The sequence below is a fragment of the Pseudoduganella violacea genome (assembly GCF_014191875.1).
GTDB classification, from domain to species: domain Bacteria; phylum Pseudomonadota; class Gammaproteobacteria; order Burkholderiales; family Burkholderiaceae_D; genus Rugamonas; species Rugamonas violacea_A.
On sequence record NZ_JACHXD010000008.1, the window covers coordinates 190,838 to 207,800 of the forward strand.

Below are 16,963 nucleotides of genomic sequence, written 5' to 3' on the forward strand. Positions count from 1 at the left end.
ACACAATGAGCAACAGCAACACAGCCAATACGGCCACCAACAACGCAGCGAGCAAGCCGCAGTCCGAAGCACGCGAATTGGAGAAAGGCAGCCTGGGCGCCCTCAAGGGCCTGGCGCCTTTTCTCAAGCCCTATTTGCGCCAGTTCGTCATGGCCGGCGTCGCCCTGGTGGTGGCGGCCAGCGCCACCCTGGCCATTCCCTACGCCTTCAAGCAGATGATCGATCTGGGCTTCGGTTCGCACGCGGGCGTGCATAGCGCCGAGCATGTGAACCTGGTGTTCCTGGCCCTGTTCGCGGTCGCCAGCGTGCTGGCTTTGGCGACGGCGGCGCGTTTTTATACCGTGTCCTGGCTGGGCGAGCGCGTAACGGCCGATATCCGCGCTGCCGTCTACCGCCACGTGGTGCAGCAAAGTCCTGAATTCTTCGAAACGACGCAGACCGGCGAAGTCCTGTCGCGCATCACCACCGACACCACCCTGATCCAGTCGGTGGTCGGCTCCAGCATTTCGATCGCGCTGCGCAATGTGCTGCTCTTCCTGGGCGGCCTGGTGATGCTGTTCGTGACCAGCCCCAAGCTTTCCTCCATCATCATCGGCCTGCTGGTGCTGACCGTGCTGCCGATCATGATGTTCGGCCGCCGCGTGCGCAAGCTGTCGCGCGACTCCCAGGACCGCGTGGCCGACGCCTCGGCCATGGCGGGCGAAATCCTGAACGCCATGCCGACCGTGCAGGCCTTTACCCACGAGAAGCAGGAAACCGCGCGCTTCAGCGCCTCGGTGGAAGACGCCTTCAAGACCGCGATGAACCGCATTCGCGCCCGCGCCATGCTGACCATGCTGGCCATCGTGCTGGTATTCGGCACCATCGTCTTCGTGCTCTGGCTCGGCGCGCACGCTGTGCTGGAAGGCTCGATGACGGGTGGCGACCTGGGCCAGTTCATCCTGTATGCCTCCATCGTGGCGGGCGCGATCGGTGCCCTGTCCGAGGTGATGGGCGAGGCGCAGCGCGCCGCCGGCGCCACCGAGCGCCTGCTGGAGCTGATCTCGGTGAAGTCCGAAATCCAGTCGCCCGCGCAACCGCTGGCGCTGCCGCCGCGCGCCGCCAACGGCGCGGCCCTGAGCCTGCATGACGTCAGCTTCTCCTACCCTTCGCGTCCCGAGACCAAGGCGCTGGCCCAGCTTGCGCTGGAAATCAAGCCCGGCGAGACCGTGGCCGTGGTCGGCCCTTCCGGCGCCGGCAAGACCACGCTGTTCCAGCTCTTCCTGCGCTTCTACGATCCACAGCTCGGTTCCATCCGCCTCGACGGCGTGGACATCAAGCAGCTCGACCTGGAAACCCTGCGCGGCGCCATCGGCATCGTGCCGCAGGATACGGTGATCTTCTCGGCCGATGCGATGGAAAACATCCGCTACGGCCGCGCCGACGCCAGCGACGAGGAAGTGATCCAGGCCGCCAAGCTGGCCGCCGCCCATGAATTCATCGAGCGCCTGCCGAACGGCTACAAGTCCTTCCTCGGCGAGCGCGGCGTGCGCCTGTCCGGCGGCCAGCGCCAACGCATCGCCATCGCGCGCGCCCTGCTGAAAAATCCCCCCCTGCTGCTGCTGGACGAAGCGACCAGCGCGCTGGACGCGGAATCCGAGCGCCTGGTGCAAAGCGCGCTGGAAGCGGCCATGGTGGGCCGCACCACCATCATCATCGCCCACCGCCTGGCGACGGTGCAACGCGCCGACCGCATCATCGTCATGGAAGACGGCAAGATCGTCGAAACCGGCAACCACCAGTCGCTGGTGGCGCTGGGCGGCATCTACGCCAACCTGGCGGCGCTGCAGTTCCACAACGTCCACGTTACCCATTAAGCGGCTGCCCGACCATGACCGACGCTGAACTGCGACAGAACTGCCATACGGTGCTGCCCGGCCACCGCCAGCCCACGCCCGCCGAAACCTTCGCGGCCATGGCGGCGTGGTGCGAGGCCAATCAGGTCGTGCACGATGTGTATGGCGAGGGCGAACTGATTCAGTCCTTCGAACGCAAGGTGGCCGATCTGCTTGGCTTCGAGGCGGCGGTGTTCTGCATCACCGGCACCATGACCCAGGTCACGGCCCTGCGCTTGGCGTGCGCGGAACGCGGCAGCCGCCTGGTGGCCCTGCATCCGAGCGCACATATCCTCAAGCACGAGAAGGGCAACCACCAGTTGCTAGGCCATTTCGATGCGCTGCAACTGGGCGATCCCTTCCGCCCCTTCACGCTGGACGAGCTGCAAGCCCTGCCCGACCGCCTTGGCGCCGTGGCGCTGGAACTGCCCGCGCGCGAGATCGGCGGCCAGTGCCCGGCGTGGGAAGAGCTGGAAGCGATCAAGGCGCACTGCCGCCAGCAAGGCATCCACCTGCATATGGACGGCGCGCGGCTGTGGGAAGCGGCGGCGGGCTATGGCCGTCCCCTCAGCGATGTGGCGGCGGGCTTCGATTCCGTCTACGTCTCGCTGTACAAGGGCATCGGCGGCCTGGGCGGCGCGCTGCTGCTGGGCAGCGCCGCCTTCGTGGCGCGCGCCCAGGAGTGGTTCCGCCGCGAAGGCGGCAATATCATCCACCGCACGCCGTATGTGGTGGCCGCCGCCATGCAATTCGATGCGCGCCTGGCGGCGCTGCCGGCCTGCATGCGCCGCACCGAATGGCTGTATGGCGAGCTGGCCCGCTTCCCGCTGTTCAAGCTGAATCCGGCGCGGCCGCAGGCGAATATGCTGCACATCCACATGCCGGTCAGCCGTGAACGCGCGCTGGAAATCCGCAACCACATCGCCGAACGGCATGGCGTCTGGCTGTTCAACCGCGCCTCGCATTCAGTGCTGCCGTCGCACAGTTATGTGGAATGGTATGTGGGCGACAATATGCTGTCGCTGGCCGACGAGCGCGTGCTGGAAGCCTTGAAGCTATGGCATGCGGCACTGGACGAAGGAGGCCCGGCATGAGCTTCGCTTCCCTGTCCCTGATCGATCCCCTGCTGCGCACGCTGGAAGAACTGGGCTACGACACGCCCACGCCGGTGCAAAAGCAGGCCATTCCCGCCGTGCTGGCGGGACGCGATCTGCTGGCGGCCGCGCAGACCGGCACCGGCAAGACCGCCGGTTTCGCCCTGCCACTGCTGCAGCGTCTGACCATGGACCCGGCGCAGGCCGGCGCGCATGCGGTGCGCTGCCTGGTGCTGGTGCCGACGCGTGAGCTGGCGGAACAGGTCTACGAGAGTTTCCGCAAGTACGGCGGCAAGCTGCCGTTGCGTTCCTACGTCGCTTATGGCGGCGTGCCGATGGAACCGCAGATCGCCAAGCTGCGCAAGGGTCTGGACGTGCTGGTGGCAACGCCAGGCCGCCTGCTCGACCTGCACCGCCAGGGCGCGCTGCTGCTCGACCAGCTGCAAACCCTGGTGCTGGACGAAGCCGACCGCATGCTGGACCTGGGCTTCTCGCGCGACCTGGACGCCGTGTTCGCCGCCGTGCCGAAGGCGCGCCAGACCTTGCTGTTCTCGGCCACCTTCTCGGACGCCATCCGTGGCATGGCGGCGGGACTGCTGCGCGATCCGCTGTCGATCCAGGCCAGTCCGCGCAATACCACGGCCAAGGCGGTCCGCCAGCACGTCATCACCACCGACAAGAAATCCAAGCCGGAGCTGTTCCTGCACCTGCTGCGCCAGCGCGGCTGGGGCCAGGTCATGGTCTTCGTGAAAACCCGCAAGGGCACCGACCAGCTGGTGGCCACGCTGCAGGCGGCCGGCGTCAGCGCCGACGCCATCCACGGCGACAAGCCGCAGCCGGCCCGCCTGCGCGCGTTGGAACGCTTCAAGGCCGGACAGGTGCAGATCCTGGCGGCCACCGACGTGGCGGCGCGCGGCCTGGATATCCAGGCGCTGCCGCTGGTGGTCAATTTCGACCTGCCGACCGTGGCCGAGGACTATGTGCACCGCATCGGCCGCACTGGCCGCGCGGGCGCCGAGGGCGAGGCCATCTCGCTGGTATGCGCCGACGAAGTGGAGCTGCTGCGCGCCATCGAGACCCTGATCCGCCAGGTGCTGCCGCGCACTGAGGAAGACGGCTTTGAGGCCGACCACCGCGTTCCCTCCACCGGCACACCGACGGCCCAGGCGGGCGGCAAGCCGCGCTCCGGCGCGGCCAAGCAAGGCAAGAGCGGCGCCACGGCAAGGCCCGCGCAAGGCGCAGCAGGGGCAAATGGGAAAAGCACTCGCCCAGCGCAGCCACGGCCAGCCAGTCCGGCTGCCGCCCCGGCGCGCGACAAATCCTTCCCGGCGCGGCCAGCTCGCTCTCAGCCTGGCGGCGTGGCGCGCAGCCAGGCCGGTACGGGCGCCCTCCCGCAGGGCAAGGTCGTGATGGCAGCGGGACGCGGCGCCAAATCGGCGGCCAAGGCGGCCGCGAAATCGGCCAGTAAAGCCGGCGGACGTCCGCCCAAACGCTAAGAATATGACAGGGCCGCCTGCGCGGCCCGGCAACACTCGGAGAATTGAATGAAGCAGTATCTGGAACTGATCCAAACCGTAATCGACCAAGGCAGCTGGCAGGACAACCGCACCGGCATCCGTACCCTGAGCATGCCGGGCGCGATGATGCGCTTCGACCTGAAGGAAGGCTTCCCCGCTGTCACCACCAAGAAGCTGGCCTTCAAATCCGTGGTCGGCGAGCTGTGCGCCTTCATGCGCGCCTCGCGCAGCGCGGCCGATTTCCGTGCCCTGGGCTGCAAGGTGTGGGACCAGAACGCCAACGAAAACCAGCAGTGGCTGAACAACCCCTATCGCACCGGCCTGGACGACCTTGGGCCCGTGTATGGCGTGCAGTGGCGCCAATGGCCCGGCTACAAGCTGCTCGACGCGGACCAGGGCGCGCAGATCGCCGACGCGCTGCGCAACGGCTTCCGCCAGGTCGCGCCGCTGGAGGAAGACGGCATCAAGAAAGTCCTGATGTACAAGGCCATCGACCAGTTGCGCGAATGCCTGGACACCATCGTCAACAATCCGTCCAGCCGCCGCATCCTGTTCCACGGCTGGAATCCGGCCGTGCTGGACCAGGTTGCCCTGCCCGCCTGCCACCTGCTGTACCAGTTCATTCCCAATCCGGGCACCAAGGAAATTTCGCTCTGCCTGTACGTGCGCAGCAACGACCTGGGTCTGGGCACGCCATTCAACCTGGCCGAAGGCGCGGCCCTGCTGGCCCTCGTCGGCCGTCTGACCGGCTACACGCCGCGCTGGTTCAGCTACTTCATCGGCGACGCCCACATCTACGAAAACCATATGGAGATGGTGCAGGAACAGCTCAAGCGCGAGCCTTTCCCGGCCCCGCGCCTGCTGATCTCCGAGCGCGTGCCGGACTTCGCCAAGACCGGCAAATACGAGCCGGAATGGCTGGAGAAAGTGGAGCCTTCCGACTTCAGCCTGGAAGGCTATGAGCACCACGCGCCGATCACGGCGCCGATGGCGGTGTAAGCGCGCTTACTCCGGCTGCATCGACGCCACGAGCGCGTGGAAGTATTGCGGCTCGCGGGTTTTGAACAGCTGGAACCAGGCTTCCAGCGTTGCCGGCTTGAACACGCCAATCAGCGCCAGCACTTCGCGCGTGAATTCCAGCGAGGCCAGACCGGAGGCGGTCACCAGATTCCCATCGCGCCAAGCCGGTGCATCCTGGTACAGGGCGGCGCCTTCGTAGGATGGGAAGGACGCCGTCAGGTGCTCCTTGTTGTTCGCCGTATGGCGCCGTGCATTCAGCGCACCGACGCGGGCCAAGCCATCGGCGCCGCCGCAGATGGCGGCGACTTTATGGCCGTCCGCCAGCGCCTTCTTGGCAAAGCGCAGGAAAGCGTCCGCCTGCGGCTCGCCCCACAGTTCGCTGCCCGGCAGCACCAGCAGATCGCCGTCTTCCAGGTGCAGGGCTTCCAGCACCAGATCGGGCTTGATCTCCATGCCGCCCATGGTGCGGATGGGCGCGCTGTTCAAGCCAACTTTGAGTATTTCGCATTCGATGCCAGGGTTCTGGAAGAAGCGCTTGCTGTTCAGCTCCGCGGTAAGCAAACCGATTTCCCAATCCGCCAGAGTGTTCAGAACGGCCAGATAGACTTTCATAGCATTCCCTTTGCAAAAAACACACTATAGCCGATTTGCCTAGACCTCACCGGGCGTAAAAAAGGCCGCCCGAAGGCGGCCTAAAAGCAGCAGCACAACAACGCTTAAAATTCTTCCCAATCCTTTTCGGCGGCCTTCACGCCAGCGGTGGCGCGTTGGCGGGTTTGCGGCTGGATGGGCGCGGCGGCCGAGGGGGCGGGCAGCGCCGCTGCCTTGGCGGGCCGCGATTTGGCGGCGGCTGATGTCAATGCTTGCGAGGCGATGACGGCGGCCGCGCTGTAGGTGCGCGCCGCTTCGCCATCGAGCTTGAACACGCTGACGATTTCGCTCAGTCCCTTGGCCTGGTCCTGCAGGGCGCCCGCCGCCGCCGCGGCTTCCTCCACCAGTGCCACATTCTGCTGGGTGATATCGTCCATCTGGCCGACAGCCTTGTTGATCTGTTCCAGACCGTGGGTCTGCTCCTGGCTAGCCTGCGTGATTTCGCCCATGATATCGGTCACGCGCTGGATGCTGGCCACCACTTCCTTCATCGTTTCGCCGGCCTGGTCGACCAGGCGCGCACCGCTGCCTACCTGGTTGACCGAGTCGTCGATCAGGGTCTTGATTTCCTTGGCTGCGGCGGCCGAGCGCTGGGCCAGGTTGCGCACCTCGGTCGCCACCACGGCGAAGCCACGTCCCTGCTCGCCGGCGCGCGCCGCTTCCACAGCAGCATTCAACGCCAGGATATTGGTCTGGAAGGCGATGCCGTCGATGACGCCGATGATGTCCACGATCTTGCGCGAGGAACTATTAATCGAGCCCATGGTCTCGACCACCTGGGACACCACATCGCCGCCCTTGATCGCCACTTCCGAGGCCGATACGGCCAATTGGTTGGCCTGGCGCGCGTTGTCGGCGTTCTGCTTGACGGTGGAGGTCAGCTGCTCCATCGAGGACGCGGTCTGCTCCAGCGAGGAGGCCTGCTCGCAGCTGCGGTCGGACAAGTCCATATTGCCGGCCGCGATCTGGGCCGAGGCGCTGGAAATGGTGTCGCTGCCCTGGCGCACTTCCGCCACGATGGAAGCGAGACTGCCCTTCATCTTGCCCAACGCCTGCAGCAGCGCGCCGATCTCGTTGCGGCTGCGGCTTTCGATGCGGCCGGTCAGGTCGCCTTCCGCCACGCGCACGGCGATGGTCATGGCCTCACCCAGCGGCACGGAGATGGCGCGCACCAGCACCACGCCGACCGCGCTGCCGATCAGCACACCCACCAGCAGCACGCCGATCACGGTATAGCTGGTATTGCGCAGATTGGCCGCCACGCTCTCCTGGTTGGCGACGGCGGTCTGCTCGTTGAATTCGGCCAGGGCTTTCAGCGCGCCGTCGCCGATGCGGTAGGACGGGTTGATATTCTTGATCAGGATGCCCTCGGCGTCATCCCAGCGATTTTCCTGGATGGCCTGCGCCGCGGCCTTCACATAACTCACGCCCAGGCCATTGCTTTTGTCGAACCAGTCCTGGGCCATGCGTTTTTCCTGGTCGGTCTTGATGCTGCCCAGATAATGCTCCCAGCGGCTCGAGGTGCGCGCCGTGATCTCGTCGATCTGGCCGAAGTGCACCGACAAAGGATGGTCATGCAGCTTATGCCATTCCAGTCCCGGATTGTGCTGCAAGGCTTGCAGGATCTGGCTGCGGCTGGTTTCCATATCCAGCCGGATGGCGTTCCGCTCGGTGACGTTCTTCTGGTCGTGCAGCGTGATGTCCTGAATCAGCGATACCGAGTACGAAGAACTATAGCTGCCCAGGGCGCCGATCAGCACCATCATGCCGATCAGGATGCCCAGAGCGCCGATCACCAGGGTTTTGATTTTCAGATTCGCTAACATGACTACTCCTTTGACATTCAAGGGCGGGCCGCCTGGCCCGCCTCCCGGTTATTACCCTTGCAGATAAAGTTTCTGGAAAAAGCGGTGCACGCCGGCGCGCAGCTCTTCCACCTGGTCGAACTCGATGTAAGTCACGTCGCACAAATCATCGAGTTCGCGCAGCAGCGTGGTCTTGATGGGCGCGCCCTGCCACACTAGGAACAGGATAGGAGTCCGGCGGCCTTTGAATATGTGATAGCTCAATTCAAATGCACTGCTCTCGCTCATGCCCACGCGGATGTTGATCAGCGCGTCGGCCTGCTCCAGCAATTGCAGCCGGTGGCGGCGGAAGTTCTGCGGCGTGAAGGCCTGCTGCTGGCTTTGTTCGAAGGACTGGCGGAAGGTATCCGCGCTTTCCGCCTGCAAGCCAGTCAGGTAGTCGAATGCATGCGGCAAGCCGTTGGCGCTGTCGATCAATTGCATGATCTCGGCCACCATCGCTTGCTGCCGCTGGTCGGATTCGGTAAAGGGCTGGCGGATGAAGAGCTTGAGCGGCACGCCGCCCACGGCCCGTTCGCGCCGCGTGGCGCGCCGCTCCGGCAGCTGCAGCGTGGCCGCCGCCAGATCGGACGGCGCCGGCTGCTGGCGGCCGGCCAGGGCCAGCGCATGGCGCGCGGCGTCGGCGCAGGCATGCATTTCCTGCAGGGACAGCAGGGTCAGGCGCTCCGCGTGCGGCAAGGCTTCCAGCACCGCCTCCGCCGCCGCGATGGTGGTGAGCAGCACCGCGCCGCTGCCCATCGCCGCCACGCGCAGCTTGCGCGAGGCGGCGATGGCGCCGCGTTTTTCATCGACCGTGATAATCGCCATGGCAAGCTCCTTGCGCTCCAGCAGAGCCATGATTTCCTCGTCTTCCAGCGACACCACCGGCACTTCGCCCGCCTCGATCACCATGGCGGTGACGCGGCTGGCGGCGATCTCGAAGCCCGCGCCATACAGATTGCGCGCCAACGCCACGGCACGCGCCTGGTCGCCGCGCCGCACGCGCAAGTACACCCGGCCCTGGCGCGGCAGGCGCACGCCCGCGCCCAACTGGGCCTTGAAGAAGGCTTCGCCAAAGGTCGCGCCGCTGCCCATCACTTCCCCGGTCGATTTCATCTCGGGACTGAGGATGGGATCGACGCCGGGGAATTTGGCGAAAGGCAGCACCGATTCTTTCACGCTATAGCTGCCCAGCACCACCTCGCCGCCGATCTTTTGCTGCGCCAGCAGCTGGCCGGCCATGCAACGCGCCGCGATGCGCGCCAGTTGCAGGCCAGTGGCTTTGGAAACGAAAGGCACGCTGCGCGAGGCGCGCGGATTCACCTCCAGCACATACACCACATCCTGCATGCGGCCATCGATCTTGCGCGCCTGCACCGCGAACTGCACATTCATCAGGCCCACCACGTTCAGGCCGTGCGCCAGGCGCTTGGTCTGGCGCTTGATCTCGATCACGGTGGCGGCGCTCAGCGAATACGGCGGCAGCGAGCAGGCCGAGTCGCCGGAATGGATGCCGGCCTGCTCGATATGCTCCATCACGCCGCCGACCAGCACTTCTTCGCCATCGCAGATGCAATCGACATCGACTTCGATGGCCTCGTCCAGGAAGCGGTCCAGCAACACCGGCGAATCGTGGGAAACCTTGACCGCCTCGCGCATATAGCGCTCCAGGTCCGCCCTTTCATGCACGATCTCCATGGCGCGGCCACCCAGCACGTACGAGGGACGCACCACCAGCGGGTAGCCGATTTCCTCGGCCATGCGCACCGCATCGGCCTCGTTGCGCGCGGTGCGGTTGGGCGGCTGGCGCAGATCCAGGGTGGCCAGCAGCTGCTGGAAGCGTTCGCGGTCTTCGGCGGCGTCGATCATATCGGGCGAGGTGCCGATGATCGGCACGCCGTTGGCCTCCAGCTCCAGCGCCAGCTTCAGCGGGGTCTGGCCGCCGTATTGCACGATCACGCCCTCGGGCTTTTCCAGCGCCACGATTTCCAGCACGTCTTCCAGGGTCAGCGACTCGAAATACAGGCGGTCGGAGGTATCGTAGTCGGTGGACACGGTTTCGGGATTGCAGTTGACCATGATGGTTTCATAGCCGTCCTCGCGCAGGGCCAGGGCCGCGTGCACGCAGCAGTAATCGAACTCGATGCCCTGGCCGATGCGGTTCGGTCCGCCGCCCAGCACCATGATCTTGCGCTTGCCGCTGGGCTGGGCCTCGCATTCCTCGTCATAGGTCGAATACATATACGCGGTGCGCGTGACGAATTCGCCAGCGCAGGTATCGACCCGTTTATACACCGGGCGCACCTTCAGCGCATGGCGGCGCGCCCGCACATCGTGCTCGCTCACGCCCAGCAGATGGGCCAGGCGGCGGTCGCCGAAGCCCAGTTGCTTGAGGCGGAACAGCTCATCGCGCTCCAGCGCGGACAGGCGCTGGTTCCGCAGCCATTGCTCGACTTCCACCAGCTCCTGGATCTGGGCCAGGAACCAGGGATCGATGCGCGACAGGGCCTGCACCTGCACCAGGTTCATGCCCTGGGCGAAAGCCTCGCCCACATACCAGATGCGCTGCGGGCCGGGCGCCGCCAATTCCTGTTCGATCACATCGCGGCCGGACTGGCTGCCGCGCAGACCATCCAGGCCAACATCCAGGCCGCGCAAGGCCTTCTGGAAGGATTCCTGGAAGGTGCGGCCCATGGCCATCACCTCGCCCACGGATTTCATCTGGGTAGTCAGGTGCTGGTCGGCGCCGGGGAACTTTTCAAAAGCGAAGCGCGGCACCTTGGTCACGACATAATCGATGGAAGGCTCGAAGGATGCCGGGGTCTGGCCGCCGGTGATATCGTTCTGCAGTTCGTCGAGCGTGAAGCCGACGGCCAGCTTGGCCGCCACACGCGCAATCGGGAAGCCGGTCGCCTTCGACGCCAGCGCCGAGGAACGCGAAACGCGCGGGTTCATTTCGATCACGATCATGCGGCCGTCGGCTGGATTCAGCGCAAACTGCACATTCGAGCCGCCGGTGTCCACGCCGATCTTGCGCAGCACCGCCAGCGAGGCGTTGCGCATGATCTGGTATTCCTTGTCGGTCAGGGTCTGGGCCGGCGCCACGGTGATCGAATCGCCGGTGTGCACGCCCATCGGGTCCAGGTTTTCGATGGAGCAGACGATGATGCTGTTGTCCTTGCGGTCGCGCACCACCTCCATCTCGAATTCCTTCCAGCCCAGCAGGGACTCCTCGATCAGCAGCTCATGCGTGGGCGACAGCTCCAGGCCGCGCGAACAGATGCTGTGGAATTCCTCTTCATTGTGGGCGATGCCGCCGCCGCTGCCGCCCATGGTGAAGGACGGGCGGATGATGGCCGGGAAACCCAGCTTCTGCTGCGCGGCCCAGGCCTCGGCCATGCTGTGCGCAATGCCCGAGCGCGCCGACTCCAGGCCGATCTCGCTCATGGCCGTCTTGAACTTGGCGCGGTCCTCGGCCATGTCGATGGCTTGCGGCGTGGCGCCGATCAGCTCCACGCCATAGCGTTCCAGCACGCCTTCGCGGTGCAGGTCGAGCGCGCAGTTGAGCGCCGTCTGGCCGCCCATGGTGGGCAGCACGGCTTGCGGCCTTTCCTTGGCGATGATGCGTGCCACCGTTTCCCAGGTGATCGGTTCGATATAGGTGGCGTCGGCCATCACCGGGTCGGTCATGATGGTGGCCGGATTGCTGTTGACCAGCACCACCTGGTAGCCCTCTTCGCGCAGCGCCTTGCAGGCCTGGGCGCCGGAGTAATCGAACTCGCAGGCCTGGCCGATGACGATGGGACCGGCGCCGATGATGAGGATGCGCTTGATGTCGGTACGTTTAGGCATTGCGCTGATCCTCCATCAGGTGAATGAAGCGGTCGAACAGGGGCGCCAGGTCGTGCGGGCCGGGCGACGCTTCGGGGTGGCCCTGGAAGCAGAAGGCCGGACGGTCGATGCGCATGAAACCTTGCAGCGAGCCGTCGAACAGGGATATATGCGTGGCGCGGCAATTGCGCGGCAGCGATTCGGGATCGACGGCAAAGCCATGGTTTTGCGATGTGATCATCACGCGGCCGTTGGTGATGTCCTGCACCGGATGGTTGGCGCCGTGATGGCCGAACTTCATCTTGATGGTACGCGCGCCGGAAGCGAGCGCCATGATCTGGTGGCCGAGGCAGATACCGAAGGTGGGAATGCCGATGTCGATCAATTGGCGCGCCGCCTCGATGGCGTAGGTGCAGGGCTGGGGGTCGCCGGGACCATTGGAAAGGAAGACGCCGTCAGGCTTCAGCGCCAGCGCGGCCTCGGCCCCGGCGCGCGCGGGCAGCACCGTGACGCGGCAGCCGCGCTGCGCCAGCATGCGCAGGATGTTCTGCTTGACGCCGAAATCGAAGGCCACCACATGGTAGCGCGGCGCTTTCTGCACGCCGAAGCCGGCGCCCAGGCGCCACTCGGTTTCATGCCACTCGTAAGCCTGCCCGGTGCTGACGGTGCAGGCCAGGTCCATGCCGTTCAGGCCGGGGAAGGCGCGCGCCAGCTGCAGCGCTTCCTGCTCGGTGCCGCCCGCCACGATGGCCGAGGACTGCGCCCCGCCGTCGCGCAGGATGCGGGTCAGCTTGCGTGTGTCGATGCCGGCGATCGCTACCACGTTCTGCGCGCACAGCCAGTCCTGCAGGCTTTGACCGCTGCGGAAATTCGAGGCCAGGGCCGGCACATCCTTCACCACCAGGCCGGCGGCGTGGATGCGCGCCGATTCGCCATCCTCATGATTGACGCCAGTATTGCCGATATGCGGGTAAGTCAGGGTCACGATCTGCCTGCTGTAACTGGGGTCGCTCAGGATTTCCTGGTAACCCGTCATGGCGGTATTGAACACGGCCTCGCCGCTGGTCCGGCCGGCCGCGCCGATTGCCACGCCACGGAACACCGTGCCATCCGCCAGTGCCAGGTAGGCATGATCCGCGCTCGCGGATCGATGCGTGAGAGGATGCTTCATTAGTGACTCCCTTCGCGTTTATGCAGTACTGGCAAGGGTTCTTGCCGTTTTCCAAGTTCATGAATGCGTGGCCGCGCAGATTCACAATACGTTAGAGAACACAGCATGAAACTCTCGAAAAGTCACCCCGCTGAAAATAGTAGGCGCAACAATAATCACTTGATATTTCCATGCATCACTTTCGCAACATGGTGTTGAAACAAGCTTCACAGAGTGGAAACAAATCGGCGATATAATTGCCTCCCGCGGGTTCATTGCCCTGTTTAACCTTTACTTATATGACCCTGCTCACGATCATCGTCGCCACCGACGCCGCCAACGGCATCGGCATCAACAACCGGCTGCCCTGGCACCTGCCGGAAGACCTGGCGCACTTCAAGCGCCTGACCACGGGCCATGCCATCATCATGGGCCGCAAGACCTTCGATTCGATCGGCCGCCCGCTGCCCAACCGCCGCAATATCGTGGTCACGCGCAATGCCGCCTGGCGCCATGAGGGCGTGGAAGCCGTGCCGTCGCTGGAGGCGGCGCGCCGCCTGCTGCATGGCGAGGCCAAGGCCTTCATCATCGGCGGCGCCCAGATTTATGCCGAAGCCCTACCCCTGGTGGACCAGATCGAACTGACCGAGATCGGCCAGAGCTTCGATTGCGACGCCTTCTTCCCGGCGCTGAACAAGAGCGAATGGCGCGAAACCGGCCGCATCAAGCATTGCAGCGATGCCGGCCTGCCTTACTCTTTCCTGACCCTGCGCCGCCAGTCGGCCTGATTTTTACTTTTCAACAGAGGATCGCCCCCCATGTCCGGACACGGTTTTCACGTCCACGGCCCGCACGACCACGCCGTGGAGCACGCGGCACACAGCAGCGACAAATTCTCCGGCAATATCGCCGTGACCACCGCCATCCTGGCCACCATCGGCGCCATGTTCGGCTACCAGGGCGGGGCCACGCAGAACGATGCGGCCCTGTTCAAGAACAATGCCGCCATCGCCAAGACCGAGGCGGCCAACCGCTGGAATTACTACCAAGCCAAGTCGAACAAGCAGAATCTTGCCGAACTGGCAATGACGCTGCCGAATGTGGATCCGGAAAAGTACAAGGCCGATGTGGCCCGCTATAAATCCGAGAAGGAAGGCATCAAGAAGGAAGCCGAGGAGTGGGAAGCCAAGTCCGCCGAGTGGGACAAGAAGTCCGACGCCGCCCTGCACCAGCACCACCAGTGGGCGCTGGCGACGACGGCCGAGCAGATCGCCATCTCCCTGGCCGCCATCACCCTGCTGACCAGCCGCCGCTGGCTGCAGGGCGCGACCTATGTGGTGGCCGCCGGCGGCATCGCCCTGGGCCTGTTCGCCTGGCTGCATGTGGACCCGATCGGGACCCTGCTGGCCAAGTTCGGCGGCGCGGCCGCCGGCCACTGAAACGCTTGCAAATTATTTTCCCGCAGTGCCACATTTTCTGCGAGAATCCCGTTCTTATTTTTTTGGCGCACCCCAGCGCCCCGCACCGCCCCGGTAAAGCAATCGACCGGGGCGTTCCTCTTTTGGAGACTTAGATGAAATTTCGTTTCCCCATCGTCATCATCGACGAGGATTTCCGCTCTGAAAACACGTCCGGCCTGGGCATTCGCGCCCTGGCCGCCGCGATGGAAAAAGAAGGCATGGAAGTGCTGGGCGTGACCAGCTATGGCGACCTGTCCCAGTTCGCCCAGCAGCAATCGCGCGCCTCGGCCTTCGTGCTGTCCATCGACGACGAAGAATTCGGCGGCGGCACGGTCGAGGAAACCGATGCGGCCCTGAAGTCGCTGCGCGCCTTCGTCGAAGAGATCCGCTACAAGAACGCCGACATCCCGATCTATCTGTACGGCGAAACCCGCACCTCGCGCCATATCCCCAACGATATCCTGCGCGAGCTGCATGGCTTCATCCATATGTTCGAGGACACGCCGGAATTCGTGGCGCGCCACATCATCCGCGAAGCCAAGTCCTATCTGGACAGCCTGTCGCCGCCCTTCTTCCGCGCCCTGGTGCACTACGCCAACGACGGCTCCTACTCCTGGCACTGCCCCGGCCACTCCGGCGGCGTGGCCTTCCTGAAATCGCCGATCGGCCAGATGTTCCACCAGTTCTTCGGCGAGAACATGCTGCGCGCCGACGTCTGCAACGCCGTGGAAGAATTGGGCCAGCTGCTGGACCACACCGGCCCCGTGGCCGCGTCCGAGCGCAACGCCGCCCGCATCTACAACGCCGACCACTGCTATTTCGTGACCAACGGCACCTCGACCTCGAACAAGATGGTGTGGCACTCCACGGTTGCCCCCGGCGACATCGTGGTGGTGGACCGCAACTGCCATAAATCGATCCTGCACTCGATCATCATGTGCGGCGCGATCCCTGTCTTCCTGATGCCGACCCGTAACCACCTCGGCATCATCGGCCCGATCCCGCTCGAAGAGTTCAGCATGGAGAGCATCCAGCGCAAGATCGAGAACAATCCGTTCGCGCGCGACGCCGCCAACAAGAAACCGCGCATCCTGACCATCACCCAGTCGACCTACGACGGCGTGGTCTACAACGTGGAAACCCTGCGCGAAATGCTGGACGGGAAAATCGACACCCTGCACTTCGACGAAGCGTGGCTGCCGCACGCCACCTTCCACGACTTCTACAAGGACATGCACGCCATCGGCAAGGACCGTCCGCGCGCCAAGGAGTCGCTGATCTTCTCGACCCAGTCGACCCACAAGCTGCTGGCCGGCCTGTCCCAGGCTTCGCAGGTGCTGGTGCGCGATTCCGAGTCGGTGCAGCTGGACAAGGACGCCTTCAATGAAGCGTACCTGATGCACACCTCGACCTCGCCGCAGTACTCGATCATCGCCTCGTGCGACGTGGCCGCGGCCATGATGGAAGCGCCGGGCGGCACCGCCCTGGTGGAAGAATCCATCCTGGAAGCGCTGGACTTCCGCCGCGCCATGAAGAAGATCGACGAGGAATGGGGCAAGGACTGGTGGTTCAAGGTCTGGGGTCCGGACAGCTTCGCCGAGGAAGGCATCGGCTCGCAGCAAGACTGGATCTTCACCGAAGAGAGCAAGGAATGGCACGGCTTCGGCGACCTGGCGCCGGGCTTCAATATGCTCGATCCGATCAAGGCCACCATCGTCAACCCCGGCCTGTCGCTGGACGGCCAGTTCGGCGAAACCGGCATTCCCGCGTCCATCGTGACCAAGTACCTGGCCGAGCATGGCGTGATCGTGGAGAAGTGCGGCCTGTACTCCTTCTTCATCATGTTCACCATCGGCATCACCAAGGGCCGCTGGAATACGCTGCTGACCGCGCTGCAGCAGTTCAAGGACGATTACGACAAGAACGCGCCGATGTGGCGCATCCTGCCGGAGTTCTCGGCCGCCAATCCGCGCTACGAGAAGATGGGCCTGCGCGACCTGTGCCAGCAGATCCACGACTTCTACAAGGCTTACGACGTGGCGCGCCTGACCACGGAGATGTACCTGTCCGACATGGTGCCGGCGATGAAGCCATCCGACGCCTTCGCCAAGATGGCGCACCGCGAAATCGAGCGCGTGGCGATCGACGACCTGGAAGGGCGCATCACCTCCATCCTGCTGACGCCTTACCCGCCCGGCATTCCTTTGCTGATTCCGGGCGAGCGCTTCAACAAGACCATCGTCGACTACCTGCGTTTCGCGCGCGACTTCAACGAACGCTTCTCCGGCTTCGAGACCGACGTGCACGGCCTGGTCAAGCGCGAAGTGAACGGCAAGCGCGACTACTTCGTCGACTGCGTCAAGCAATAAAGCGGCACATAGCCCAGCCCGTGTCCACCTTGGTGCCAGGCACCAAGGTGGACACGGGCTGGGCCGTGGGAGGCAGCCTTCGGGCTGCCTTTTTCTTTTTCTACTATCAAAAAGATCAGCTTTGTTGCGGCGCACGATTGGGCGTTGCCTCAC

At 64.6% G+C, this 16,963-nt stretch carries 10 protein-coding genes and 1 pseudogene; 7 read left to right on the forward strand and 4 right to left on the reverse strand.

The features are described 5' to 3' along the window. Positions 1-5 precede the first annotated feature (5 nt). From FHS03_RS15580 to FHS03_RS15595, 4 genes are read left to right on the forward strand one after another with little or no spacing between them, the layout of a single operon-like run. Complete coding sequence (locus FHS03_RS15580; protein WP_183441860.1) at positions 6-1,856, forward strand: ABC transporter transmembrane domain-containing protein; 1,851 nt, start codon at positions 6-8, stop codon at positions 1,854-1,856. Between the two features lie 14 nt (positions 1,857-1,870). Beyond that, complete coding sequence (locus FHS03_RS15585; RefSeq protein WP_183441861.1) at positions 1,871-2,968, forward strand: threonine aldolase family protein; 1,098 nt, start codon at positions 1,871-1,873, stop codon at positions 2,966-2,968. Further along, the gene (locus FHS03_RS15590; RefSeq protein ID WP_183441862.1) at positions 2,965-4,464 is read left to right on the forward strand and encodes a DEAD/DEAH box helicase; all 1,500 of its coding nucleotides are present in this window, start codon (positions 2,965-2,967) and stop codon (positions 4,462-4,464) included. The genes FHS03_RS15585 and FHS03_RS15590 overlap by 4 nt, the downstream gene beginning before the upstream one ends. Positions 4,465-4,512: 48 nt before the next feature. Next, on the forward strand, positions 4,513-5,484 hold the full coding sequence (locus tag FHS03_RS15595) for a thymidylate synthase (RefSeq protein WP_183441863.1): 972 nt from the start codon (positions 4,513-4,515) through the stop codon (positions 5,482-5,484). A gap of 6 nt (positions 5,485-5,490) precedes the next feature. On the opposite strand, the gene FHS03_RS15600 is transcribed toward FHS03_RS15595, so the two are convergent. The 4 genes and pseudogenes from FHS03_RS15600 to carA all read right to left on the reverse strand — a co-directional run bounded on the left by FHS03_RS15600 (position 5,491) and on the right by carA (position 13,002). Beyond that, a complete protein-coding gene (locus FHS03_RS15600; RefSeq protein WP_183441864.1) occupies positions 5,491-6,117 on the reverse strand; it encodes a DJ-1/PfpI family protein in 627 nt (208 codons plus the stop codon). A 104-nt stretch (positions 6,118-6,221) separates the two neighbouring features. Then, positions 6,222-7,982: a methyl-accepting chemotaxis protein gene (locus tag FHS03_RS15605; protein ID WP_183441865.1), complete on the reverse strand. Its 1,761-nt coding sequence runs from the start codon at positions 7,980-7,982 to the stop codon at positions 6,222-6,224. 707 nt (positions 7,983-8,689) lie between these two features. Further along, a pseudogene (gene carB / locus FHS03_RS15610) lies at positions 8,690-11,852 on the reverse strand (carbamoyl-phosphate synthase large subunit); the annotation flags it as partial. After that, entirely contained in the window at positions 11,845-13,002 is a 1,158-nt protein-coding gene (carA, locus tag FHS03_RS15615) for a glutamine-hydrolyzing carbamoyl-phosphate synthase small subunit (protein ID WP_183441867.1), read from the reverse strand. The pseudogene carB and the gene carA, both read right to left, overlap by 8 nt. A 278-nt stretch (positions 13,003-13,280) precedes the next feature. On the opposite strand from carA, the gene FHS03_RS15620 reads away from it, so the two are divergent. The 3 genes from FHS03_RS15620 to FHS03_RS15630 all read left to right on the forward strand — a co-directional run bounded on the left by FHS03_RS15620 (position 13,281) and on the right by FHS03_RS15630 (position 16,810). After that, a complete protein-coding gene (locus FHS03_RS15620) occupies positions 13,281-13,769 on the forward strand; it encodes a dihydrofolate reductase (protein WP_183441868.1) in 489 nt (162 codons plus the stop codon). Positions 13,770-13,799: 30 nt separating this feature from the next. Next, positions 13,800-14,420, forward strand: coding sequence for a DUF4337 domain-containing protein (locus FHS03_RS15625; RefSeq protein WP_183441869.1), 621 nt, complete (start codon positions 13,800-13,802; stop codon positions 14,418-14,420). 134 nt (positions 14,421-14,554) lie between these two features. After that, positions 14,555-16,810 carry an arginine/lysine/ornithine decarboxylase gene (locus tag FHS03_RS15630; RefSeq protein WP_183441870.1) on the forward strand — a complete coding sequence of 752 codons (2,256 nt, stop codon included), beginning with the start codon at positions 14,555-14,557 and terminating at the stop codon, positions 16,808-16,810. Positions 16,811-16,963 lie beyond the last annotated feature (153 nt).

What these genes read in the sequence shown, in the direction of transcription:
- FHS03_RS15620 (WP_183441868.1), top strand. Translation starts at nt 13,281, where the DNA reads ATGACCCTGCTCACGATCATCGTCGCCACCGACGCCGCCAACGGCATC.
- FHS03_RS15590 (WP_183441862.1), top strand. Translation starts at nt 2,965, where the DNA reads ATGAGCTTCGCTTCCCTGTCCCTGATCGATCCCCTGCTGCGCACGCTG.
- FHS03_RS15630 (WP_183441870.1), top strand. Translation starts at nt 14,555, where the DNA reads ATGAAATTTCGTTTCCCCATCGTCATCATCGACGAGGATTTCCGCTCT.
- FHS03_RS15625 (WP_183441869.1), top strand. Translation starts at nt 13,800, where the DNA reads ATGTCCGGACACGGTTTTCACGTCCACGGCCCGCACGACCACGCCGTG.
- FHS03_RS15585 (WP_183441861.1), top strand. Translation starts at nt 1,871, where the DNA reads ATGACCGACGCTGAACTGCGACAGAACTGCCATACGGTGCTGCCCGGC.
- FHS03_RS15600 (WP_183441864.1), bottom strand. Translation starts at nt 6,117, where the DNA reads ATGAAAGTCTATCTGGCCGTTCTGAACACTCTGGCGGATTGGGAAATC.
- FHS03_RS15580 (WP_183441860.1), top strand. Translation starts at nt 6, where the DNA reads ATGAGCAACAGCAACACAGCCAATACGGCCACCAACAACGCAGCGAGC.
- FHS03_RS15595 (WP_183441863.1), top strand. Translation starts at nt 4,513, where the DNA reads ATGAAGCAGTATCTGGAACTGATCCAAACCGTAATCGACCAAGGCAGC.
- carA (WP_183441867.1), bottom strand. Translation starts at nt 13,002, where the DNA reads ATGAAGCATCCTCTCACGCATCGATCCGCGAGCGCGGATCATGCCTAC.
- FHS03_RS15605 (WP_183441865.1), bottom strand. Translation starts at nt 7,982, where the DNA reads ATGTTAGCGAATCTGAAAATCAAAACCCTGGTGATCGGCGCTCTGGGC.